15 protein-coding genes and 1 other annotated feature are annotated in these 24611 nt (G+C 54.5%); of the genes, 5 read left to right on the forward strand and 10 right to left on the reverse strand.

Annotated features, from left to right (window positions below; genetic code table 11):
- The first annotated feature begins 250 nt into the window (after nucleotides 1-250).
- Nucleotides 251-2134 (forward strand): LTA synthase family protein, encoded by a 1884-nt coding sequence (locus FE783_RS07350; RefSeq protein ID WP_238402903.1) that lies wholly within the window; start codon nucleotides 251-253, stop codon nucleotides 2132-2134.
- Between the two features lie 177 nt (nucleotides 2135-2311).
- The gene (locus FE783_RS07355) at nucleotides 2312-3868 is read left to right on the forward strand and encodes an ABC-F family ATP-binding cassette domain-containing protein (RefSeq protein ID WP_138878689.1); all 1557 of its coding nucleotides are present in this window, start codon (nucleotides 2312-2314) and stop codon (nucleotides 3866-3868) included.
- Between the two features lie 179 nt (nucleotides 3869-4047).
- On the opposite strand, the gene sigW is transcribed toward FE783_RS07355, so the two are convergent.
- The 8 genes from sigW to FE783_RS07395 form a co-directional block, all read right to left on the reverse strand.
- Complete coding sequence (sigW, locus tag FE783_RS07360; RefSeq protein ID WP_138878690.1) at nucleotides 4048-4689, reverse strand: RNA polymerase sigma factor SigW; 642 nt, start codon at nucleotides 4687-4689, stop codon at nucleotides 4048-4050.
- A 65-nt stretch (nucleotides 4690-4754) separates the two neighbouring features.
- On the reverse strand, nucleotides 4755-9080 hold the full coding sequence (locus FE783_RS07365; protein WP_138878691.1) for a PolC-type DNA polymerase III: 4326 nt from the start codon (nucleotides 9078-9080) through the stop codon (nucleotides 4755-4757).
- Between the two features lie 61 nt (nucleotides 9081-9141).
- Nucleotides 9142-9798 (reverse strand): ImmA/IrrE family metallo-endopeptidase, encoded by a 657-nt coding sequence (locus tag FE783_RS07370; protein ID WP_138878692.1) that lies wholly within the window; start codon nucleotides 9796-9798, stop codon nucleotides 9142-9144.
- On the reverse strand, nucleotides 9795-10142 hold the full coding sequence (locus FE783_RS07375; RefSeq protein ID WP_158301658.1) for a helix-turn-helix domain-containing protein: 348 nt from the start codon (nucleotides 10140-10142) through the stop codon (nucleotides 9795-9797). The genes FE783_RS07370 and FE783_RS07375 overlap by 4 nt, the downstream gene beginning before the upstream one ends.
- A gap of 73 nt (nucleotides 10143-10215) precedes the next feature.
- A complete protein-coding gene (gene gltX / locus FE783_RS07380) occupies nucleotides 10216-11871 on the reverse strand; it encodes a glutamate--tRNA ligase (protein WP_138878694.1) in 1656 nt (551 codons plus the stop codon).
- A gap of 245 nt (nucleotides 11872-12116) precedes the next feature.
- Nucleotides 12117-12360, reverse strand: a binding site (T-box leader).
- Nucleotides 12361-12464: 104 nt separating this feature from the next.
- Nucleotides 12465-14279: a right-handed parallel beta-helix repeat-containing protein gene (locus FE783_RS07385; RefSeq protein WP_138878695.1), complete on the reverse strand. Its 1815-nt coding sequence runs from the start codon at nucleotides 14277-14279 to the stop codon at nucleotides 12465-12467.
- A gap of 58 nt (nucleotides 14280-14337) precedes the next feature.
- On the reverse strand, nucleotides 14338-15417 hold the full coding sequence (locus FE783_RS07390) for a sialidase family protein (RefSeq protein WP_138878696.1): 1080 nt from the start codon (nucleotides 15415-15417) through the stop codon (nucleotides 14338-14340).
- A gap of 51 nt (nucleotides 15418-15468) precedes the next feature.
- A complete protein-coding gene (locus FE783_RS07395) occupies nucleotides 15469-16785 on the reverse strand; it encodes an ABC transporter substrate-binding protein (protein WP_158301659.1) in 1317 nt (438 codons plus the stop codon).
- Between the two features lie 287 nt (nucleotides 16786-17072).
- Between FE783_RS07395 and FE783_RS07400 the strand changes: the two genes are divergently transcribed.
- Entirely contained in the window at nucleotides 17073-18113 is a 1041-nt protein-coding gene (locus tag FE783_RS07400; protein ID WP_138878698.1) for a LacI family DNA-binding transcriptional regulator, read from the forward strand.
- A gap of 48 nt (nucleotides 18114-18161) precedes the next feature.
- Complete coding sequence (locus FE783_RS07405) at nucleotides 18162-21302, forward strand: alpha-amylase family protein (RefSeq protein WP_138878699.1); 3141 nt, start codon at nucleotides 18162-18164, stop codon at nucleotides 21300-21302.
- A gap of 381 nt (nucleotides 21303-21683) precedes the next feature.
- Here the strand turns inward: FE783_RS07405 and FE783_RS07410 are convergent, their stop codons facing one another.
- Together FE783_RS07410 and FE783_RS07415 are read right to left on the reverse strand one after the other, a co-directional pair.
- Complete coding sequence (locus FE783_RS07410; RefSeq protein WP_138878700.1) at nucleotides 21684-21944, reverse strand: CD3324 family protein; 261 nt, start codon at nucleotides 21942-21944, stop codon at nucleotides 21684-21686.
- On the reverse strand, nucleotides 21931-22905 hold the full coding sequence (locus FE783_RS07415; RefSeq protein WP_138878701.1) for a GNAT family N-acetyltransferase: 975 nt from the start codon (nucleotides 22903-22905) through the stop codon (nucleotides 21931-21933). Before FE783_RS07415 ends, FE783_RS07410 begins: the two co-directional genes overlap by 14 nt.
- 363 nt (nucleotides 22906-23268) lie before the next feature.
- Here FE783_RS07415 and FE783_RS07420 point away from each other — a divergent pair, with 363 nt between their 5' ends.
- On the forward strand, nucleotides 23269-24588 hold the full coding sequence (locus FE783_RS07420) for an ABC transporter substrate-binding protein (protein WP_158301660.1): 1320 nt from the start codon (nucleotides 23269-23271) through the stop codon (nucleotides 24586-24588).
- Nucleotides 24589-24611 lie beyond the last annotated feature (23 nt).

Genomic DNA, 24611 nt, shown 5'->3' on the forward strand with positions numbered 1-24611 from the left:
GGCCGGTAAAGTAAAGCGATGATGATGAACGATTTGTGAACCGCACCGGTTTTGTCACCCACAATTTTCATATCGAGGTATTAATTTGATTTATTAAGGTTTTATTAAGGTTCTTTCCTTACAATCGGTGGATGAGAGTGGGGACCCGACTGTGAAAGGAGAGTATCAGAGAGAGATGAACCGCCTATATTTTTTCCGGAAACGAATATCATACCGGCTGACGAATAACCGAACGAGAAAATACGCAATTGTGAGCATACTGCTTGCCGTATTCCCCTTATTACTCGCTTTCGGCGTCGAAACGATCGAACGGGGCACATTTGCCGACGCTATGTCATGGATTGCGTCCAATCCGTCGCTATTTGCGATAAACGCCTTGATTTACTGCTTTGTTTTGCTGCTTATATACGGCTTGATCGGATCCTTGTTTCCATCCGTGGCGCTTACGGCGCTGATCTTGTTCCTTGCTGCCATGATCAGCTATTTCAAATCGAAAATGATCGGGGAGCCGTTCTTTCCGTGGGATCTGTTGTTGAAGAAGGAAGGGACCAACATTATCCCGCTTGTGTCGAGCAATGCGGTCCTTATGCGGGTATCCGTCGCAGGAGCGGTCGTCATCGCCTTGTTTATGCTGCGCCTTCTCCTTCCCCGCTTCCGCCTTCCGGTCGCCGGCCGGATCGCGCTGGTGCTGCTCGCTTCGGCATCCCTTCAAGGGATGGCCGAAAGAACGCCGATGGCGCAGAAGCTGTACGACCGTGCCGGAGTAAGCGAGATCGTCTGGAATCAGCGGGATAACTACGGAGCGAACGGCTTCGGGCTTGCCTTTACGCTGAACGTGCAAAACTCGATCGTCTCCAAGCCAGCCGGATACGGGGAGTCTTCCATCGCAACGGTGGCGCAGCAAATTTCCGACCGGAGGAGCGCTTCCGCCGCTTCCCCTACGGATAGCCAGCCGAATGTCATTTTTATAATGAACGAAGCTTTCTGGGACCCGACCTTGCTTCCGGACGTTACATTTAGCGAAGATCCGATTCCTACCGTCCGCAGATTGCAGTCCGAATCGACCTCGGGCTATCTGCTGTCCCCGCAATTCGGGGGAGGAACGAGCAATGTGGAGTTCGAGGTGCTGACCGGCAATTCGATGAGCTTCCTGCCGAGCGGCTCGATCCCGTACCAGCAATATATCCGGCAGCCCGTACCGAGCCTGGCGAGCTATTTCGAGAACAACGGTTATAAAAGCATGGGCATTCATTCGTACGACGGCTGGTTCTGGAACCGGGACAACGTCTACAAATGGCTCGGCTTCGAAAGCTTCAAGAGCAAAGAAAAGTTCGACAACCCCGAATACAAAGGAACGTTCATCTCGGACGATGAAGTATCCCGAGGCATTATAAGCGCCGTCGAGGAGTCCGATCGGCCGATGTTCATCTATGCGGTCACGATGCAAAACCACGGATCTTATGACGACGGTCGTTATGAACAAAATCCGATCGAAGTGCAGGGCAATTTGACAGCCGATGCCAAGCAGCTGCTGGAAACTTACACCCACGGCGTACGGGACGCCGATCAAAGCCTGCAAATGCTGATCGATCATTTCGAGCAGTCCGGTGAACCTACCGTCATCGTCTTTTACGGCGATCATCTGCCTATGCTGGGTCTCGATTACGACGTGTATAAGCAAGGGGGCTTCATCGGCTCCAGTTCTTGGTCTCTTGAAGAGCAGAAAAAAATGCGCAGCGTTCCGTTCGTTCTCTGGTCGAATTTCGAGCTGCCGCAAGATTACGTCCCTACGATCAGCAACTCTTTTCTAGGCGCGTACGTACTGGACAAGCTTGGCATGGAGCTTCCCGCCAACTTCGCGTTCAATCTGAACATGTTCCGGCAGTATCCCGGGCTGTTGTCCAATCTCGTCGTCGATGCGGATCAAAATTTGCACCAGAAAGCGCCCGCCGAAGCGACCCCGCTCATCGACCAGTACCGGGAATTGCAGTACGACATCCTGTTCGGGGGCCGGTACCTCGCCAATTATTTGGATTCGGACTATTTGACCAAATCGGCGCTTCCGGATTACAACATGGAGTTTCAAGTACCCGCCTCCGTCGCGGCTCCGGCCGAAGCGGAAGATTCTTTATGATTCTCGGCCGGCCCGCCAAGGCCGGCTTTCTTCGCTAACGGGGGCTCCCCCGGAAGTAATCGGAATAAGCTGCGAAGCGGATCTTCACTTTCGGGGGACTTGTAACTGGAATTACCGTTGTGCTACCGGCCCGGGACAGTCTATAATAAGACAGATATTAAATGAAAAAGGTGCATTATGAGTATACTAACGGTAAAAAACTTAAGCCATGGTTTCGGAGACCGGGCAATATTCAACGACGTATCGTTCCGGCTGCTGAAAGGCGAGCATATCGGCCTGATCGGCGCGAACGGCGAAGGCAAATCGACCTTCATGAACATTATTACCGGCAAGCTTCAGCCCGACATAGGCAAAATCGAATGGGCGAAGCGGGTGCGCGTCGGTTATTTGGACCAGCATTCGGTGCTGCAAAAAGGATTGACGATCCGCGACGTCTTGAAGACGGCGTTCGCCTACTTGTTCGAGATGGAAGCGGAAATGAACGGCATGTACGAGAAAATGGGCGAGGCGTCGCCCGAGCAGCTGGAGAAAATGCTGGAGGACGTCGGCACGATTCAAGATACATTGACCAATGCCGATTTTTACATGATCGACGCCAAGGTGGAGGAAATCGCCCGCGGTCTCGGGCTCGAGGACATCGGCTTGGACCGGGACGTCCACGATTTGAGCGGGGGCCAGCGGACGAAGGTGCTGCTTGCGAAGCTGCTGCTGGAGAAGCCCGACATTTTGCTGCTGGACGAGCCGACCAACTATTTGGACGAACAGCATATCGAATGGCTGAAGCGGTATTTGAACGAATACGAGAACGCCTTTATTCTCATCTCCCACGACATTCCGTTCCTGAACAGCGTGATCAACCTCATCTATCATATGGAAAATCAGGAGCTGAACCGGTACGTCGGCGATTACAGCGTCTTCGAGCAGCAGCACGAAGCGAAGAAGCTGCAGTTGGAATCCGCCTATAAGAAGCAGCAGCAGGAGATCGCCGACCTGAAAGATTTCGTCGCCCGTAACAAAGCCCGTGTATCGACACGCAACATGGCGATGTCGCGCCAGAAGAAGCTCGATAAGATGGACGTTATCGAGCTGGCCAAAGAAAAGCCGAAGCCGGAATTCCGCTTCAAGGAAGCGAGAGCGTCCGGTAAGCTTGTCGTCGAGACGAAGCAGCTTGTCATCGGCTATGACGAGCCGCTGTCGCGGCCGCTCGATCTGCGCGTGGAGCGCGGACAGAAGATCGCGCTAGTCGGCGCGAACGGCATCGGCAAAACGACGCTGCTGCGCAGCATACTCGGCGAGATCAAGCCGCTCGGCGGCTCGGTCGAACGCGGCGAGCATCTGTACATCGGCTACTTCGAGCAGGAGATGAAAGGCTCGAACGGCAACACGTGCATCGACGAAGTATGGAACGAGTTCCCTTCGATGTCGCAGTTCGAGGTGCGCGCCGCACTCGCCAAATGCGGGCTTACGACGAAGCATATCGAGAGCCGGATCGAAGTGCTGAGCGGCGGCGAGAAGGCGAAGGTGCGCCTGTGCAAGCTGATCAACAAAGAGACGAACCTGCTCGTGCTCGACGAGCCTACGAACCATTTGGACGCGGACGCAAAGGACGAGCTGAAGCGCGCGCTTCAAGCGTTCAAAGGAACGATTCTGCTCATCTCCCACGAACCGGAGTTTTACCGGGAAGTCGCTACCGAAATATGGAACTGCGAATCTTGGACGACGAAGCTGCTATAAGGTCCCCCAAAAGTGAAGAAACGCTTCGAAGCTTATTCCTATTACTTTTAGGGGAGCCCCGTTAACAAATCCCCCAAAAGTGAAGAAACGCTTCGAAGCTTAATCCTATTACTTTTGGGGGAGCCCCCTCGAAACAACGAAATGCCCCGTATCCATGCCGGATCGGGGCTTATTTTTCGTTATGCTTTGACCATTCCGCCGCTGTCCAAGTTGACCTGGAACAGCATGCTGAACAAAATCATCATGATGCTGACCGTGAGCGTCATGCCCCATTTTTTGCGGAGCTGCTCCCTGCCGCGGTACAGTCTCGTTTTCACCGTCGTGACGGGAAGCGAGAGCGTTTCGCTGATTTCTTCCAAGGTGAGCTCGTGCAAATAATACAGCGTGACGATCGTTTTGTATTTGTCCGACAGCTTGTCGATTACTTTGCGCAGCTGGTCCTTGAATTCGTTCAGCAGCACCCGGTTCTCCGGTCCGATCTCGTCGCTGGTCAGTTTATCGTAGAACGTTCTCTCCTTGTCGTCTCCGAGCCCGGAGTCGAGGGAACGGACGTCTTTCTTTTTGCGCAGCAGGTCGATGCACAAGTTTTTGCCGATCCGAAATATCCAGGTCGAGAACTTCTGCGTATCGTCGTATTGGTTCAAGTTCAAATACACCCGCACGATCGTCTCCTGGACGATATCTTCGGAATCGTGCTGATTGTTCAGCATCCGGTAAGCGAGACGGTGAAGCTTATCGCGGTACAACTGAATCAATTCCATAAAAGCAGCGGAATCGCCGGTGCGAGACAGCTGAACGAGCGTACCTTCCGTAGCATTCATGACGCTTCCTCCCCAAATCGAAAGCTTCCACTATGCATATAGTATACCACGGAACAGGCTCGAACTTAAAATAATACTAGCTGGTTTGTTTCCGGCAGTCCGCGAAAACAGCCCATACCCGCGAGAGCCTCCGATATCGTCTTCGAGCATTTCGACCGTTTCTGAAAATCTTCGATCGACAAAAACGGGCCGTCTTCTTTGGCGCATTCAATCTGATTCGCCGCACTCTCCCCGATACCCGGTATCGCCGCGAACGGAGGAATGAGCGAATCTCCGTCTTTAATGAAATGGGCGGCCTTCGACCGGTATAACTGGATTTCTTGGAATACGAACCCTCTCGCCGTCATTTCGAGCGCCACTTCAAGGATCGGAACCATACTTTTTTGTTTGGCCGACGCCTGAAAGCTCAATTGCTCGATTTCCGTCAGCTTTGCAAGTATCGCTTCATAACCTTTCGCGAACAGATCGATATCAAAATCCGAAGCCTTGACCGTAAAGTAGGCCGCATAGTAATCGAGCGGATAGTACAGCTTGTAATACGCGTTACGGACGGCAGCGATCATATAGGCCGCGGCATGCGCCCTCGGAAACATGTATACGATCTTTTGGCAAGACTCGATGTACCAGTCGGGCACTCCGACATTTTTCATTTCGCGGGTCCATTCGTCGGTCAATCCTTTCCCTTTCCGGACACTCTCCGTAATTTTGAACGCAAGCGCCGAGCCCATCCCCCGATAAATAAGGAAAAGCATAATATTGTCGCGGCAGCCGATCACCGTCTTAATCGTACATGTGCCGTTCCGGATAAGCTCCTGAGCGTTGCCGAGCCATAACCCCTCGCCGTGAGACAAGCCCGCGATCTGCAACAGATCGGAGAACGTCGACGGACGGGTTTCTTCGAGCATTTGCCGAATAAACCTTGTTCCGATGTCCGGCAGTCCGTATGTAGCCACGGAGGAACGTATCTGATCGGACGTCACCCCCAATTGTTCGGTGGAATGAAACAAGCTCATAACCTTCGTGTCGTTCATCGGAATGTCCCGTGGATCGATACCCGTCGATTGTTGCAGCAAACGCATCATCGTCGGATCGTCATGGCCGAGAATATCCAGCTTCAGCAAATTGGTGTCGAAGGCATGGTAATCGAAATGAGTCGTACGCCATTCCGAGCCGGTATCGTCCGCCGGATATTGGACGGGCGTAATGTCCTCGACGTCGATATAGCCGGGAACGACGACAATTCCACCCGGATGTTGGCCCGTACTTCGCTTTACGCCGGTGCAGCCGAGCGCCAGACGGTTCATTTCCGCGGTTCTGCAGCTGCGGTTATGCTCCTCCATATACTTTTTGACGAAGCCGAATGCGGATTTTTCCGCCACGGTCCCGATCGTCCCCGCGCGAAACACGTTCTTCTCTCCGAACAGCTCTTTGGTATATCGGTGCGCTTCCGGCTGGTAATCCCCCGAGAAATTCAGATCGATATCGGGAACTTTATCCCCCTTGAACCCGAGAAACGTTTCGAACGGGATGTCATGACCGTCGCATTTCATCTTCGTCCGGCAGTTCGAACAGCTTTTGTCGGGCATATCGTATCCGCTGGAGATGCGGCCGTCGGTAAAAAATTCGCTCGTTTTGCACGAAGGGCAAACATAGTGCGGAGGCAAAGGATTCACTTCGGAGATGCCCAGCATCGTGGCGACGAACGACGAGCCTACGGACCCTCTCGACCCGACGATGTATCCGTCCGCATTCGATTTTTTCACCAATCTCTCGGATATTAAATAATTCGCCGAGAAGCCGTAGGAGATAATCGGCTTCAGCTCCTTCTCAAGTCGGGCCACGACCAACTCCGGCAGCGGATCGCCATATACCCGCACGGCTTCCGCGTAGCATTTCTGCCGTATTTCTTCGTCGGCCCCTTCTAAGATAGGTGAAAACAACCCGTTGTCCGTCGGCCCTCCTTTCGTCGGGAACAGCTGGATCGGCTGAAACAAGCCGGCGAGCTCCCTTGTGTTCTTCACTACGATCTCGTAAGCTTGCTCCGCTCCGAGAAACTTGAATTCGCCCAGCATCTCCTCCGTCGTCCGCAAATATGCGTCCGGCTTCGCCCTCTCTTTGAGCGGGCTATATTTCGTAATGCCGTTGATTACGATATCGCGGCATAATTTTTGCCCGGGCTCCAAATAATGCACGTTCCCTGTGGCGATGACGGGTTTATTTTGTTTGCTGCCGATTCGGATCATATTGCAAATGGCCGTCTCGATATCCCGCTCGCCTTCCACCAGCTTCTTGTCGATAAGATGCTTATAGAAGCACGGCGGCTGCACTTCCAGCACATCGTAAAATAACGCAACCTGCTCCGCATCTTCCATCGACTTGTTCAGGACGGCATCGAACATTTCGCCGTTATCGCAGCCGGAGACGATAAGCAGGTGCTCCCTGTGCTCCCGCAGCACGCTTTTCGGAATACAGGGCACTTTGTTGTAATAGTCCGTATGCGATAGCGAGACGAGCTTGTATAGAACCTTTTTCCCTTGCTGGCTGCGGGCATAAATATTGCAATGAAACGGTCTCCAGCCTGCCGGATTTCGGGGCAGCGCGTTGATTTGCGATAAACAGGACGTTCCTCCTGCCCTAGCATCGCGAATCATCCTATACAGGATATGGCCAAGCGCGACCGAATCGTCGATCGCTCTATGATGATTGTTCAATTCGACCTTGCACAGATCGGCAAGGGTGTTCAGCCTGTGATTTTTCAGCTTCGGGTATAAAGCTCTGGCCAGCTCCAAAGTATCCAACACGGGATTATCGAAATCCGGCAGTCCCGACTCGCGCAGCGCTTGCCGAATAAATCCGATGTCGAAGCCGGCATTGTGAGCCACGAGAACGGAGTCGCCGATAAACCGGATAAACTCCTTCATCACCTGCGCGAGATTCGGCGCATCCGCCACCATCTCATCCGATATCCCGGTCAGCTGTGTAATGTGGTGCGGAATTTTCCGCCGCGGATTCACGAAAGAGGTAAATCTGCCGGTTTCTTTCCCCTCTGTCATCTTTATGGCGGCCAGCTCGATCATATGGCAGGTCGTTACCGACAAGCCGGTCGTCTCTACATCGAACACGACATAGGTCGCGCCGTTCAAGTCCTGCTTCCGCGGGCTCGTCGCGATCGATACGCCATCGTCGATTACGTTGGCCTCTACGCCGTAGATGATTTGAATGCCGTGCTTGCGGGCCGCCTTCTCCGCCTCGGGGAACGATTGTACGGAACCGTGGTCGGTGATGGCGATCGCCCGATGTCCCCAAGCAGCGGCCGTCTCGATATATGCCTCTGCCGGAGTGAGCGCATCCATCGAGCTCATCGTCGTATGCAGATGAAATTCCACTCTTTTCTCCGAGCTCGTATCCTGACGCACGCTCGGTTTCGCCGTCTCCGCTATATCTTGGGGGTAAAAGACTAATTCAGGTATGGGCGAATAAGTATCGTATTGGATACTCCCTCGGAGCAGCAGCCAATTGCCGTCCTGCAGCAGCTTGTCGTAAAGCTCCATATCTACTTTATGTTTGACGAACACCTTCCCCGCGATAGAATCGGTATAATCCGTCACGAAAAACTGCATAAGCGTCGAACCGTTTTTAAGCTGTTTGGTCTCGGTTGCGAAGACGGCGCCTCGGATCGTCACCCGCTTCTCCGGTTCTACGAGCGCGCGAATGGGCAGCGGTTGTTCCTTTATAGGTTGGCCGATGGCGGTACGGATTGGCTTGGCTGTCTTTGGCGCGAGGTCGGCGCCTTCGGCCTGTTGGACTTGTCGGGCCGATTGCGTCATCGCAGCGACTTCCGCCTGTTCTTTCATGCGGGCATCCTCCCAGTATCGTTCGCGGGACGATTCATGAATCTTATATCCGATTCGAACTTCCCTGCTGAACTTCTCATAATAAAACTTATGGACAAGCGCGCCGATTTGTTTCTTCTCCAGCAGTTCCGCGCCGAACCGGTCCATGACGAGCAGATGGACACGGGCATGATCGACCGATAGCTTTGCCTTCGACATCCATCCTTGCAAAACGGCTTCTTTGCGAAGCAGCCATTCCGAGCACAAATTCCAATATTCGTTTACAATCGCGGTCGTGTCTATCCGTTCGGGATACCGGACACTCATATCGACATAGTCGGCATACCGCGTATTACTGCAAACCGTCTCGTGAAGCAGCCGATAGATGCCGCTCGGGATCAGCTTGCCGCTGGACAGCACGATCGTCCATTTCCTGAAGTCTCGGCTAACCTCCACATGGTCCAACACCGTATCCGAGACATAAGGCTCCACGGCGCTCATCGGCAATTGTATGCGGGCGGCGAGCTTTTCAAATGCGGTTCGTTTATCCGGTTTCATCAATATTACCGCCTTTGCTATATTGTGTTGATATTCAACTCAACATTTTGCTTAAAAAAAATTATAAATCCATCGTTAGCTGCTCATATTCGGGTTCCATTCTGCCGTCCGCCCGGCTTACTCGACCGTCCTGACCAACATACAGTAAGCGGAGCTGCTTGAGACGGACCGTCAAGGCCGAGATCGACACCTTCAAACAATCGGCAAGTCCGTAAATATGCTGAAGCTGAATCGCCCCCAGCATGTTCAGCTGCTTCACGGCCCTCTCCATCATCGGACGGGGCATGAGCAGGCATCCGGCGAACAGATCGGCTTGTATTTCTTCCGCCGGCTTATGCGACGTGCTGCGGCAGTAATAAGCGTATAATTCTCCCCCGCTTCGCAAATAAGGCTTCCCGGAAGCGTGCAGCACCCAATGCCCCAGCTCATGCGCGAGCGTAAAATAGTAAGTGCCGATCTTGCTGTCGAACAGCGCGCGGTGCGTCTCATTCAAAATGATTTGCTTCCTGTCGGGAATAATCGCCGCCATCACCATGCCCTCGGTGTCCAGCTGATCGATCGCCTCCCAGCATATTTGCAAATCGAAATGAAACTCGACGATCTCCTCGATCGGAACGGGACGCACCCGCTTATCGCAAGGGTCGAATCCGTAATCGGTCAATATTTGCTCGGTGATCGCTTCCATCTGCCCGATGGCGATGTAACCGGGACGGTTCATTTGTTCTCATCCTCTTCCTCCCCTTGGATGATTTCCTTGATTTTCTCCCATTGCGCGGGAGAAAGCTCCGATGCTTTTCTCAGAAAGATCGGGACATCGCTGTTTTCCGTAATCAGCTTCTGAAAGGTGGTCGGTACTTTTTTGGCCGCCAGTATAAGCTCCTCCGGCTCCACGCGGAGCACCTCGGCCATCCGGATGATTTTGTCCTCTGCGGGCGGGTCCATCGTGCCGCTCTCGATTTTGCTTATATACGTAAAATCGATCCCGACAAGCGTCGCCAACTGCCGTTGAGTCACTTTGTTCTGTTTGCGCAGGCTGCGCAGCAGTTCGCCAAAACCGCTCATGGCCATTTCTCCCCTCCGTCACGTTTAGTATGCTCCATGTTGAGGTTGTTGTCAACATGGAGCGCCACACTATTTATTCGACAAATCGGCCTAATCGGCTCCGAACTCTGCTCTCGCCCATCACCTGCATCATGTCGTATAAATCCGGGGTCTGCAGCCTGCCCGTCAATACCGCTCTCAGGACGGCCGCCACATCGCCGACATGCCCGGCGTACGCTTCCGGATTTTTCTTGAACAGCTTCATCTCTTTGGCGAAGCCGTGCGCTTCGGCGAGATCCTTGACTTTACCGAACCAAACGTCCCTATCGTCCGATAGATCGAGCAGCCGGGCATAGTCGCGGACGATTTGTTGCGCCTTCGTCTCGTCTACCGCCGCGGGCAGCGGTATATCATGAACGGTCGATTCGAACCAATCGTCGTAATAATAGGCGATCGTCTCGTTTATATCCGACCACTTGGCCAAATCTTTGCGCGGCTTCTCCGGCGTTCTCCCGATGCCGAAGATGCTCAGTGCATACGTCTTATCGGCGTCCAGCCGGCGAGACAGCTCCTCGTCGTACGCTTTGGCCCACTCCGAGGCGAGCGTGTAAACTTCTTCGGCGGACATGCGGGAAATAACGTCCTTGCTCACGTCGTTCAGCTTGTTCATGTCGAACAGCGCGCCGCTGACGTTCATTTTGTCCGTATTTATCGCAAACCGGGTGTACGGCTCCGACGGATTCGCCAACCGCCATTCTTCATAGTCGGAATTGATCAGCGTCATGAAATATTCGGAGACGGCCAAGCTCGGATACCCTTGGCTCCGGTAATAATGGGCCGTGGCATCGCGGTCTTTGCGCTTGCTGAACTTGCGCTTCGATGGTCCGTCCATCTTCATCAGCGGCGCGAGGTGTCCGTATTCGGGCCTGCGGAACTCGAGAACCTGGAACAATTGCAGATGGATCGGCACGGACGAGAGCCATTCGTCTCCGCGGAACACGTGAGTCGTCCCCATCAGATGATCGTCGATCGCATGGGCGAAATGGTACGTCGGGACGCCGTCCGATTTCAGCAGCACGATGTCCTGGTCGTTCTCGGGCATTTCGATATCCCCTTTGATCAGGTCGGTATACTTGATCCGGTTGTCGGGAGAGCCGGGGGATTTCAGCCGAATGACGAACGGCCTCCCGCTTGCCAGCTGCTCACGGACTTCATCGAGCGTCATGTTTCTGTGAACGGCCCATTTGCCGTAGTAGCCGGTATTTTCTTTCGCCGCTTGCTGCCGCTCGCGGATTTCATTCAGTTCTTCTTCCGTGCAGAAGCAAGGGTACGCCAAATCCAGCTCGAGCAGACGCTTGATCCACGCTTGATAAATCCCGACTCTGGAGCTTTGCCGGTACGGGCCGTAGCTGCCCGTTTCTCCTCCGGTCAACGTTGGCCCCTCGTCGATCGACACCCCGAACTGCTGCAGCGACTCGATCATGTCTTCGACGCTTCCCTGCACCTCGCGTTTTTTGTCCGTATCCTCGATCCGCACGTAAAAGACGCCGCCACTCTGACGCGCCATCCGCTCGGATATCATCGTGGCGTACAGCCCTCCGACAGTCAGAAAACCGGTCGGACTCGGGGCGAAGCGGGTCACTTTCGCGCCGGGCGGCAAGCTTCGCGGCGGATTTTGTGCGGCTATCTGTTCAGGCTGGATCGTTACTTGGGGAAACAGCAGATCGGCAAGCTCGGATCGGTTAGTCATCGGGGTTCTTCCTTTCGGTTGTATGAATTAACGGTACTGTATTCCGTTATCTGGCGCCAAAACGGGCATGCCGTCAAAATTACGGAACTATAGTCCGTTAATCAGCATTTTTGCGGTGGCCGAAGTATTAAATGAGCGGTTTAGCGCACTGTAGTTCCGTTATCTGCTGGAAATGCGGCGAAATATCCAATATAGCGGAATACAGTTCCGCTATTTCTGGAAAATACAAAAAAGCCATTCATCCCGTCAAGGACGAAAGGCTCTGCTTCCGCGGTACCACCTGAATTGGTCAATATGACCCACTTATGCCGCGATAATCGTCAAACCGTTTACCGCGTTCTTCTGTAACGGGAAGTCCCGCCGAACGTACTCCAACTTTCCGTCCGATACTCGAAGGCTTCTTTCGTCAATTCCGATTATCCGCGTTCCACCGTCGCGGACTCTCTGCAAATCGGGAGGTTGACTACTGTTCCTCTTCATCGCATTTCGCTTCGTCATAAATTAGTTAACAAATTATCATGTTTTGGCGCGGGAGTCAAGGATGGGATGACGAATTCAAGGTGGATCCGCTGGCTTCGAGCCGGAATGCCCGCTCATAGCAGCGTAGCCTTAATCGAGCCGACCGGCTGATCGGTCGAGTTCCGTTTCAGGACGAAAGCTCCGGAAGCCGCTTCGAACGTATATTTCTTCGTCCCTCCGGCCACGCCCATATTGGCGCTCTCGGCAATAGCCGTCACACTGCCCGCTCCGTCGGTCAGGAAGGCGGCCGTTTCGTTGTTGTCCGCACGCAGGACGACGATGCCGGCTACATATTTGTCAAAAAGAGTGACGGTGCCGAACTGGGCGGCTGGAGTCGCTCGCTCCAGTCCTGATGGACCGGTAATAAACTTAGATGCGGTCGCTTGCGTGTCGGCTTGTTTGAACGGCTCGTCGATCTCCTGGTTATCGTACAGGCGGCAGTTCGTAATCGTCGGCACAGCCGATGTGCTGAGCGATACCGGAGCGTTCGTCAGTCCACGCATCCGGTTGGCGGAGATGTCCGAATGCTTCAGTTCCATCGCAACCGACGCCGCATCGGCGAAAATGCCGTACCGGCAAGCTTCGATCAGATTGTCCTTGATGGCGGCCGCCTCCAGCATATTCGCCAAGGGACGGTTTCCTTCCAAGGAAAGCCGGACTCCGAATTGGTAGTTCTGAATCGTATTGTTATGGCACCGGACAAAACCGCTCTTGATATTGATGCCGGAAGATCCGTTCGTGTTCGAGAAGCCGTTCACGATGTTGTTCGCGACCACCGAATATTGGGCGGCGATTACGGATATCCCGGCCACCTCTCCGTTCAGGATCGTATTGCCTTCCACTACGCAGTAAGCGTTAGTAATCGGATTGGCATCTCCGTTTATCGAGGCTCCATCCATATAGATGCCTTGTTTGACCGAGCCGGAATGACCGGTCCGGCAGTTGATCGTATTCCCTTTTACCGTCGTATACTGATTGTCGCGAACATAGATGCCCGGGTTAAACGAACGCTGGATCGTATTGTCGCTAATGACCGTAAACCGGCATTTATAGCCAGATTCAATACCCGCGTCGGCAACGTCTTCCACTACATTGCCGATAATAACGTTGTGGTCGCACGTCTTGAGGTTGTGCGCCTGAGTCGTCGCGCTCGACGTAAGAAATATGCCGTTCGCCGCACGCGCCGTCCCCGGCAGATCGCCCTTGATATGGTTAAACGCAATGATGTTATAATGGCAGCCTTGCGTATCGGCCGCCTCCGGACCGATCTGGATCGCCGAGCGGTAGAAGCTTTCGAAATAATTCCCTTCGATTTTCCATCTGTTCGAGCCTTGCCCGAGATCGATATGCTGGGAAGGTGACCGGAGAAACCGGCAGTTCATCACCGTGCCGCCCGTCTGGGCGAAGGAGCGGATCGTAGCCCCGGCCGCCAAACCGTCAGTTATGCCGGCCGCTCCGCTATTACCGTCGAATGTCAACCCGTCTATCGTGACATCGGAAGCCGAGATCCGCAGCACATATTTGGGCGCATTCGGCGCCCTCTTAATAATCCCATGGCCGAATATGCGTACGCTGTTCTTCGTGATCTTCAGACACTCGTTCGCATTCCCCGGCGCAATGCCGCACAAATAAGTACCGCTCGGGACGAATACGACCCCGCCCGCCGGAACCGCATCGAATGCGGCTTGGATGGCCCCGGCATCGTCCGTTATCCCGTCGCCGACCGCTCCATAATCGGCTATGTTTACGTCAGCACCGCTGCTCAGCGTCATCACCGACGCTTCGCCTCTATTGAAAGGCAACCCTCCCGCAGCAGACACTCCGCCCGTCATGATGGCCGCTCCCGCCATTCCCATCATCGCTATCATATTCCTTCTGCTGATCGCCATACCCGCACACTCCCCGATTGGAATCCGTATCCGTGCAAACCCGTTCCGGCAGCGCCGGTCAAGCTTTATTGACGATCTGCCCGAGAACCGAGCCCGGGGAAACGCACTTCCCGTTCATGACATCTTCTTCCGTGAATACGGCAAGCAATATTTCTTTATCCGTCTTCCGCTCCCGGTCATAAATCAAATAAATCCGTCCATCCTTGCCCTGCACCCCGTCCGGATAGCTGACGTTCATGCGCTCGTCGAGCATAAGCCGATGGCTCCAGCTTTGTCCGTCATCGTCCGACAGCATGGCGGTCAACCGGCTTCTTTTCCGTTCGGAACGGTCGTGGTTGACGAGCAGCAGCCGGCCCGACTGCAGTCTCCGGATAAAAAAACGGGAATCCGGCCCCTCGATCGGGGAAAGCCGCCCCGGCGTCCAAGTCGCTCCTCCGTCCCGCGACTCGCTTTCGCCTACACCGTAATGGGTCCGGACGAGCATCCACAAGCTCCCTTCGTTTCGCTCCACGACCATATGCTCGTCGAAAGCGCGATTCGGGATATCGGCAAACCCGAGCTTATGGAAGGTAGCCCCTTGATCGGACGAACGATACACATTCGAATAACGTTCCTCGGGCAGATCGTTGAGCGGCGAACGCTGGCACGCCCACACCGCGATAGGGAACAGCCAATCTCCATTGCCCAAAACCGTCGGCTTGTTCATCATAATGCCGTCCGCAATTCGTCTCGGCTCGCTCCATCGCGGCTCCGCATCGCCGCTGTTGTCGCACGTCGCGGCGAATACCCCGCACCGTCCGTCGTACCAGCCGAAGCTTTGGGCCCAGAACAGCCATAAACGTCCGGACGGATCGTGCCACAAGCAAGGGTCGTATGCCCTTACTTTGCCAGGAGGATCGACCACATAGCGGATATCCGACCAGGTGCTTCCTCCATCGACGCTCGTTACGAGCGCTACGTAATTATCCGGACCTTCATCGTCGCCGCCGCTGTAGAACGTCGCCCACAACCTGCCGTTGTCAGCGATCTCGACGCCCGGTATTCCCTGCCAACGGCGTTCCGCGTAGCGTCCGTCCGTTACTCGCGTTACGGCAGCCGGCGCAAGCGCCGTATCTTTATGTTCCAACTCCGTATTCATTCGGATAACCTCCATTTAAGAGATAGCGCTTTCCTATGGACAAGCCGCCCTCTATTTTTTACTTTCTTCGGCAATTTTCTTGTTCGAGCTTTCCTCGGCAAGTCTGATCGCCGTATTTACGTCGTTTTTGCCGTTGATGACGTTCCGGAACGCGGTTTCGAGCTCCGCAGCCGCGATCATATCGTACTTCGATACGGACTGGGGAGAAGGAGCGATTTCGTTGGCCAGAAATGCGGCGACATTTTTCCCTTTCAAATAATCGCGGTCCGCTCCGAACTGCTTCTTGATATCCGCATTTTTAAGTACCGGAGGTTCGCCGCCTCTGGCCCGCTGAAGCTGCACTTCGTCGGACAGGAAGTGGGCGATGATGGAGAATGCCTCCTCCTTGTGCTTGCTCGTCGACGATACGTACAGGATCGGCCCGAACACTTGAATCCCTTTGCCCGGAGCTTCCTTGAACGTAGGCATCGTCACCATGTCCCAATTCAAGCCGGACGTACCCAAGGTGCTCATCATATTGGTGGCCGAATACATCGCCAGCGTCTTCTCCTTCAGGAACGCGTCGGTTGCATTCGACTTCAAGCCTTGCATCCCTTCCAGCTCGTAAAACCGCTTCATGCCGTTGAACCACGTTTTCCAGCCGTCGGTATTGAAAGCGGCCTGGTCGTTCTTGACGAGAGGCAGCGACAATTGGTTGTACTGGATTTGTACGCCGGCCGCGAACTCAAACCCCCGGTATTGCACGCCGCCTTCGTTCCGGGTCAATCGTTTGGCCAGCTCGTACGTTTCGTCGATCGTCATGCCGTCCTTCGGATACGGCACCGCGAATTTGTCGAATATGTCTTTGTTGTAATAAACCGACGTATTGTTCATCGTAATCGGCAGCCCGTATAGTTTGTCTTTCTCGAAATATACTTTCAGCCCTTCCATCGCTTTCGGATCGATCCGGTTCAGATCGAACTTCTGGCTTTTGATCAGGGGCGATATGTCGTACAGCAAGCCGAGCTTCTCCAGATCGAACGTAAACTTCGCGCCAGGTCCTTGTATGAGGTCCGGCGCGTTGCCGCTCGCCACGAGCTCGCTGAGCGACGAGCCTTTCTCGTTTTTGATATACACGAGATTGATATGCGGGAATTTCTTCTTCATTGGCGCGACCCATAGATCGTTCCACAAATTATCCGCATAGTTGAACGGGTTGAACACTTTGATCGTAATCGGTTCGGGCGGCTTCGCCGCGCTCTCCGCGCTTTTCTGTCCGGCTGCTTCGCCGCTTCCGCCTTCCTTCGTCCCGCACGCCGCGGTCGACGCGGCAGCTATCAACAAACATCCCATGGCCAAACCGTACTTTCTGAACTTGTCGCTTCTCATCGGTCTTACCTCCGTCTTATTCTTTTGTCTGCTTTTCCGACTAACGGTCATTCAGGCTACGCTTCCCGCTTATCGATCCATGCGTGTCCGCTCCTTTCTTTATCGACCCGCTCGAATTTTGTTTTGTTTTTGTTAGGTATTCGTTATCTTGCATAATCTAATCATATCGTCGTCATTTCGCGTTAGTCAACAGTTATTTTAACTACCACACAAACTAATTGACAGCTTTTCCGGAATGAACGATAATAATATTGTTAGTTTACTGTTATGTTCAGGCGGTGAATCCATTGACCAAAAAAATATCGATGCAGCATATCGCCGACCGCCTCGGTCTCTCCAAATATTCGGTATCTCAAGCATTGTCCGGCAAAGCGGGCGTCAGCGAGGATACGAGAGAGAAAGTAATCGAAATGGCGAAAGCGTTAGGCTATAAGTTAGGTCCAACCAAACAAGACACATTTCCGATACCCGGAGTGGAGCCCCCCACCGATAAGAAATCGTTCGTGCTTATCTGGATCAAACCGGATCGAAGACGGGATGTGAGCTTCTGGAGCCGCGTCCTTAACGGAATCATCGATGCCTGCGAAGAGCTCGGGTGGGATCATTTGATCATATCGGGCAGCGCCGACGATCAGGAGTTCGCGTTCCCTTCCTATGCGGACCGGTCTTCCTGTATCGGAACGATCATGATGGGAAGCTTGCCGGACAGCCTGCTTATGTCAATCAAGAAGCAAGGGCTGCCGATCATACTGGCCGATCATTACGACCCGTACCTCGATCTGGACTGCGTCGTGAACGCCAACTTCGAAGCGGCCAAAACGATGTGCCAGAACATGATTTCCGCCAAATCCCGTTCGATCGTATTTGTCGGCGACGACAACTTCTCGATCAGCTTCAGCGAACGCCGGTGGGGATGCCAGATCGCCGTTCAGGAGGAGAACGAGAGGCGCGGAGGCAACATCGAATTCGGCCGCTGGAAAGTTCCGTATGGCGGACCTTGGAGAATCGCCCTGGAGACGGAGATCAAGAACATGGAGGAATCCAAGCTTCCGGACTGCTTCATCTGCGCCAACGACGACATCGCGATCGGATTGATCTCTTTGCTGAAAAAAAACGGCTATTCGATCCCGAAACAGTTCAAAGTCGTCGGATTCGACGATATCGAAGCGGCGTCACATTCCAACCCGACGCTTACGACCGTCGATTTCGGGAAAGAAGTGCTCGGCCGCCGTACGGTCGAAGCGCTCCGGAGAAGAATGTCCATGCCGGAAGCTCCGACCGAGAAAACCGTGCTCTCCTACCGGCTTGTCGTGCGCCAATCCGGTTGACGGCCTGCCGGGATCCTATTCGAGTATAAAGGAGCGTCCGAACAACCTATGAGCCGTACCGTTATTTTTTACGATCCGAAGTTCCCTTCGAGCGAAGATGCGCTCGATCCGTCCCGCCTGGAGGTGTTGGAGCGCGTCGGGGCAGTCATTGGAGCAGAAGCGCTCGGAGATGCGCTGGACGCCGCGGAAGGCGGCTGCTTCGTCAACTTGCACGCCCCTTATTTTCCGAAGGACGTTTGGGGAGCGATTCTCGGCTATTTGAAGCGCGGGGGCGGATTATTGAGCGCCGGCGGCGCGCCCTTCCGGATACCCGTTTACCGGGAAGATGGGGAATGGCGCACGGAAGCCGAGCAGACGTCCTATCACCAGAAGCTGCGCATTCACGAAGTGATGCCCGTAGATTCGGCGCCGATCCGACGCCTCGCCGCTTCTTCGGACATTCCGTTGTGCGGCACATATATTGACACGTTGACTGTCGAGCCGACATACAGCCTCATCTTGCACGTAACCAAGAATAGCGATATACCCAAGGAGAGCGGATCGTCCGGACCGATGGATGCGCATATTTACCCGCTTGTGAAAGGGATAAACGCCGATGACCGCGAGGTGGCGGCTCCGGTCGTGCTGATCGAGAATACGAAGGGCGCATTCGCCGGAGGACGATGGATTTTTATCAATCAGCGATTGACAGAGCGTTTCTGGGCGGAGGGCGGCATCGAAGCGGTTCGGGCGATGTCGGACTTCTGCGCGCGCGGCGTGACGGAAATGTGGCTGAAGCCCTCGTACTCGTCCTACGATCCGGGTGATAAGCTGAAGCTGACGTTCCAATTGCAAAATTTAAGCCGTTCGTGGGTCGATGAACAAAACGGCCGCTGGGCATTTGAGCTGCAATTCGGGAAAAGGACGAACGAAGGCGCCGCGATCGATTGGACCCATTCGTTCGCGCTGGATAATTCGCGTGACCTGACGGTCCTGCCGATCCGGGTGCCTGTCGAAGTCGAGCCGGGGATGTATGTTATCGAGCTGAGAGCGGAGTCGGACAAAGGCGAGACTCGCGTGTTGAGGCAGGGCGTATGGGGCTTCGACGAAGAGCTTCTCGCTAGCGGGGGAGCTTTGACCTGCGACCGCGATTACTTCTGGAAAGAAGGCCGCCCACTGCCGATCGTCGGGATGACGTACATGACGTCGGATGTGGCGAGGAAGTTCATATTTTTGCCGAATGCAGCCGTATGGGACCGCGATATGGAGACGATGAAGCGCGCGGGCATCAACTTGATCCGTACCGGAATATGGACCGGATATCGCCATGTCATGTATGCGGACGGCCACCCTTCGGAGGAAGTTTTGCGGGCAATAGACGCTTTCCTGCTTACCGCGAAGAGGCACGGCTTGGAAGTGACTTTCACCTTCTTCGCCTTTACCCCGGAGACGTGGGAAGGGTCCAACCCTTACCTCGATCCGCGAAGCATCGAGGCGCAAAAGCGTTTTATTGCCGCTATCGTATCGAGGCACAAGCATTCGTCGCACGTCCACTGGGATCTGATCAACGAACCTTCCATGTTCGATCCGAAGCGCATATTCGCGGGACCCCGCAGCTGCGGCGACCCGTTCGAGAAAGCCGCTTACGCCGAATGGCTCAAAGAGAGGCACGGTTCCATCCGCCGTCTGCAGGAGCGCTGGGGGATGACGCCCGCCGAGCTGCCCGATTTCTCGAGCGCCGTGCCCCCGGAGCCGGGAGAAATCAACTTCGACGTGCAGGATATGAGCCAAGGCAAGAAAGGGACGCGCTGGCTCGACTACAGCCTGTTCTCCGCCGATATGCTGAACCGCTGGGCATTGGAGCTGCGCCGGACGATACGCTCCCTCAGTCCGAAGCAGATGGTTACGATCGGGCAGGACGAAGCGCTCGGCTCGCAGCGCCCTTCCCCGCTGCTGTACGCGGAATCGGTCGATTATACGACGAACCATTCGTGGTGGCTGATGGATCAGCTCGTCTGGGACGGAATATTCGCCAAGACGCCGCATAAACCGAATCTGATCCAGGAAACCGGCATCATGTACGTCGAAACTCCGGACGGGCGGGCCAAACGGACCGAGGCGGAGCTGCGCAACATTTTGGAGCGCAAATACGCCTACTCGTTCTCGACCGGAGGCGCGGGGGCGGTACAATGGCTGTGGAACACCAACTTCTACATGAACAACATCAACGAATCGAACATCGGAGCGCTCCGGGCTGACGGCACCGAGAAACCGGAGGCGGACGTGTCGTACGATTTCGGACGGTTTATGAACCGGATCCGCGATTTGTTCCGCGACCGCGCGCTGGAGGACGTCGTCGTCGTTTTCCCTTACTCGAACGATTTGTCGAACCGCCGGCTTGCCGTCGAGGCAACCTCACGTCTGACCCGGGTGCTCACATACGAGCTGAACGTTCATTTCCGCGCTGTGAGCGAATATTCGCTTGATGCATTGGACGATCATCCGCCGAAGCTGATCATCGTTCCGAGTCCGTACAATTTCAGCGGAGAAGCGCTGGATACGCTTGTCCGGCATGTTAGCGAGCACGGCGGCACCGTGCTTCTCACCGGACCGGCGGGATTGAACGAATATTGGCAGTCGGTCCGGCGTCTAGATGCCGAGCTCGGGCCGCGATCGATTGCGTGCGTGCTGCGCGAGGAGGCCGTACAAGTCGGCGGGCGGCTGCTGCCGCTCTCGTATGGCGAGCGTAAAATCGCACAGCTTTGCAAGGAGGTAGCACTCCACTGTACCGTAAACGGCGGCGGTTCCCGCGCGAAATCTCCAGCTCTCGAAGAAGCCGCGATCGGCCGAGGCCGGCTGCTCTGGTGCGGCCTACCGGTCGAGCTGAGCGACCGCGCCGAATCGGTACGCGATTTCTACGCGCACATTCTCGCCCGGTGCGGCGTCGAGTCCGAGCTGCGGTGGGAGCGCGGCGGTGAGCTGTCCGGCGTCTACGGGCGCAAGCTCGCATTCCGCGACGGCTCGCTGTTCGTGTTTGTCTCGGAGTACGCGTACGACACCGACATCCGCGTGGTCGACCCCGGCACCGGCACAACGTACGAGTTCAATCTGGAGAGCGAGCGAACCGTCATGTTCGCCGCCGACCGCGAAGGCCGGATTACGGCGACGTATCGCGACGATCAAATCCGGATTCGTACGGAGCGTCCTTGAACGAGGCTGCGAACCGTTTCCAACTGGAAAAGGTACAGTTATTTTAGTCGTATTCGCCGATTATTAGGGATGTAACGGGAAAACATGCAGTTAATTTAGCTCCGATGGCCGGATTTGCCCGATTGGAGCCGAAATAACTGCATGTTTTCCATTTCGATGCCGCCAATCGCCCGCCGAGCCGAATTTAGCTGCATGTTTTCCATTACGGTTACGTGTTTCGCGTTCGCACTGAGGGGGCAAGCCACAAGCAGCACGCGCTGTTCCGCCTTTCGGTATCCCGTCGACCGCGCTCGCCAGATGCGCCGCACCCTCGCCATGTCCGACACACCTTTGATATGTCCGTTCCACACACACCGCTGCCACATTCGCCGCTCAATCTTTCTACTGCCCGTACACGATGTTGCGAATGCGCTCCTCGCTCAAGCTGTACAACTCGGCCAATTCCGCCAGCGGGATGCCCGCCTCGTACAGCTCGCATATTTTCTCGTTCCGCAGCCTCATTTCCTCCCGGCTCCCCGTCGAGGTTCCCCACCCTTCCCTCTCGGTTTGCGGAATATACAGATGAATGCCTCTTACGTACTTCTGAATTTGCTGAATCAGCTCTTCGGGCAGCACGTCGCGGGCGTTTCTATATTTTTTCATCGGCCGCGCCCGTTTGCAGCGACTTCGTCAAATTGACCGCGCTGGTGGAAGGACTCATCCAGTAGTAACATTCGGCGGCAATCGCGGTGAACGTCTCGAAATCGCGGAATGTCATGGAAGCCATGGCGCGGGATATGCCAAGCTGCTTCATCGATTGGAACACCCCCTGCAGGAAACGCCGTTTCTCCGTTCGATCCACCTTCGATCCGTGCCTGAAATGAACAAATAGTCCGAGCGCCAATATCTTTTCCTGCTCCCCTTTCTTGAACATGACGACCTGGTAATAGGCAATAGCTGCAATGTCGCCGGAATCGCCGAGCTTCAAAGTCAAAATGACGTGATCGGGATTATGCGTCGAGTAATTCGGATGAGTGCCGTATTGATAGCGGATTCTTCGTGCAAGCTCCTCTTCCCCGTCCTCGTTCAAAATGCGCGCCAGTTCTTCGACCTCACCGACTTCGGCCGGTTCGATTCCGCTATTGTCGAACTGATCCGGCACCACCCATTTGGACATATCCATATTGATCGAAGTATCCAAATATTGATCCGCAACGAACCCCATTCGCTCGAACAGCGTAATCATCGGATTGCGAATTTGCCCGAATTCGGCATAGGACCGTGCGGTCAGTTTCGTACCGCCCTTCTCTCGGACATATTCTTCGCACGCCTCCAGCAATCTTTCAAACAAATGCTCATAACCGACTTGGAAGCCGATCTGCACGGAAGCAACTCCCGCATTGTAAGGCCCCATGCATCCCATAAACCCTCTTAGTTGACCGTTCTCTTCTGCTAGAAACGCTTTGTTTTTCTCCGCATAGTTTTGTTTGACCATCTCAGCCGTACCGCCATAATAAATTTGAACTTTCGGAATAAACATTCTCATCGTATCGTCGATCAGCTTGCGGATCGCCTCGAAGTCGTCGTCCTCCCGAAGCTCCCGGATCGTGATCCCGCCATCCATCGCATTCCCTCCTTGTTGGTAACGCAGCTTTGAAAGTGCGGCGAATACCACTGTCGCCCCTCCACTTTCGTTTATCACCCGACTTTAAGTATGACGGAAAAGCCGGAATTGGAAAATACCGAGAACGAGTTGCAACGTTCTCGTGCAATTTATTGCCGTCAAATCAGACGATCATTCGGTCCTAATGTACTCGTAATCCAATTGACAGCGGTTGCACTGAGGTTGTAGAATAAAATTGGAATTACATTTACATCACAATCGCATGGTTGGAGGTGAGTAGTTCAGGAAATTAGCTATATGGACTGCAATCGGGGGCCACTACGGTTCAAACAATCAAGCAAACAGGATACGGGAGGTTCTACTATGCTGAGAAAAGGACGAATTGTACCGCCGCTGATGTTCTCTGCGGCACTGGTCTTCACGGCTTGCGGCCAGAGCGGTACGCAGGCGAGCACTACAGGTACGGCTGGCACAACGGGCACGGCCAAACAAGCCGAACCGGTCAAGCTGAAGTTTTTTATGGCCTCGAAATCATCGATGACGCCCGAGGAGCTCAAAGCGACGTACCAAGAGCCGCTTCAAAGAAAATATCCGCACTACTCGCTGGAGTTTATAAACAACGACAAAGGGATTGATACGTTCATGGCCACCGGCACGAAGGTCGACATCCTAATCGGATCCTACAACGTGCTCAGCAGCATCAAATCTTACGAACTGTTCGGCGATATGTCGGATTTGGTCAAAAAGTATAAATACGATACGAACCGCTTCGAGCCGTCTTATATCGACGCCATTACCTCCATGAACGACGGCAAGCTGTCCGGGTTTCCGTTCTATGATCTCCGGCTCGCGCTTTATTACAACAAAGATTTGTTCGACCGTTTCGGCGTCCCTTACCCGAAGGACGGGATGACTTGGGAGCAGGTACACGACATCGCCAAACGGCTGACGCGCGAGGACGGCGGCGTGCAGTACCGCGGGTTTGCCGGAGGTCCCTCCAATTTCGTCGCGGTGAACCAATTCTCCCTCGGCTTCGTCGATCCGAAAACGAATCAGGCCGCTCTCCAGAAGGATCAATGGAAAACGTTCATGGACGCCTTGGTCCCGCTGTACAAAATGCCGGGCTACGGCGCCACCAAGAAGCTGCTCGCGGTCAACGATCAATCGAACTTGTTCTACAACGAGAAAACGGCAGCCATGCTCGTGGCGTTCAGCAACGGGGCGCCGCTCGCGAACAAAAGCAATCTGAATTGGGACCTTGTCAGCTTGCCGGAAATGAAAGGCCTCCCCGGCATCGGCTCCCAGCCTTATCCGGTCTATTTGGCCCTATCGTCCAACAGCGAGCGTCGGGATGACGCCTTCCTCGCGATCACGCAGCTCGTCTCCGACGAAGTGATGATGGAGCGAAGCGCCAACCTGGCGTCCCTCTCTCCGCTGAAGAGCGCGGAAATAAAAGCCGCCTACGGCAAAAACGTCAGCGACTGGAAAGGAAAAAACATAAACGGCGTCGTCAATCAGAAAACGGCTCCCGCGATGCCGTTCAGCCCGTATAACGTGACCGGCCAGACGGAGATGACCAATGCGATGCTGTCCGTCATCGTCGGCGAGAAGGACGTCAATACCGCGCTTCGGGAAGCCGAGGAGCAGACGAACAAGAAAGTGCAGGCTCAAGCCGGGAAGTAGTCGCGAAGCAAACGGCAAACCAA

Source organism: Paenibacillus mesophilus, assembly GCF_005938385.1.
Taxonomy (GTDB): Bacteria; Bacillota; Bacilli; order Paenibacillales; family NBRC-103111; genus Paenibacillus_AB; species Paenibacillus_AB mesophilus.